Source organism: Neoroseomonas soli (assembly GCF_018129065.1).
GTDB classification, from domain to species: Bacteria; Pseudomonadota; Alphaproteobacteria; order Acetobacterales; family Acetobacteraceae; genus Neoroseomonas; species Neoroseomonas soli.
Window position 1 is genome coordinate 1 of sequence record NZ_JAAEDM010000203.1, and the last position, 907, is coordinate 907.

At 69.5% G+C, this 907-nt stretch carries 1 pseudogene; it reads right to left on the bottom strand.

The features are described 5' to 3' along the window. Positions 1-834 (bottom strand): annotated as a pseudogene (locus GXW76_RS25875) (IS3 family transposase); the annotation flags it as partial. Positions 835-907: the final 73 nt, after the last annotated feature.

The following is a 907-nucleotide window of genomic DNA, read 5'->3' on the forward strand; positions in this document are numbered from 1 at the left end:
CCGGAGGTGCCGACCCAGGCCATGATCTCACGGTCATGAGTGTCGATGGCAAAGGCGACGCGGACCACCTCGCCGTTCCAGCAGCGGATCTCGAAACCGTCCGACGCCCAGCGCTGGTTCGAGGCCGCGGCGGCGACGGTGCCCTCGTGCGCGCGAATGGCGCGCCGGCCGGTGTGAGGCTGCAGCAGCAAGGAAGCCTGGCGCATGAGGCGATAGACGCGCTTGTGATTGAGCGGTGGCTTGCCCGAACTGCGCCTGGCGCGGTTGAGCAGCGCCGTGACACGGCGATAGCCGTAGGTCGGGCGCGCGTCGGTGATGGCGCGGATCTCGGCCAGGACGGCCTCGTCCTCGGCACGGCGATAGGGGTCGCGCCGAGGCCGCTCGGGCCGGCGGAGATGATCGACCAGGTTGGACCTGGCGACGCCGATCGTGTCGGCCACGGCTTTCACCGGGAACCTGCCGGTGGCGGCGACGGCAAGCGCAAGGCGTGTTTTTTGGGCGAGCCTGTTCGAGGGCCTCGCGCAGGATCTCGGTCTCCATGGTCTTGCGGCCGAGCAGGCGCTCGAGCTCGCGGACACGGTTCTCGAGTTCCCGCAGGCGGCTGATCGGGACGACCTCCTCGTCGGCCCTGACCGCCTCCTGCCCGCCCTCGGCCATGCGCCGCCTCCACTGGAACAGCAGGCTGGGTGAGACGCCATGGAGCCGGGCGACGGCGGAGACTGTCGTGCCGGGCTGCATGGTCTGCTCGACCAGCCGGACCTTTTCCTCGGCAGTGTAGCGCCGCCGGCGGTGAATGCCGGTGATGATCTCAACGCGCTCGATGGGCTTCGACATAGGCGTGCGCCTAGGCTTGAACCTAGGCCCTCCGGGCTATGCCGCCTGTCCGGTCGAATTGGGGGCCGCTCCA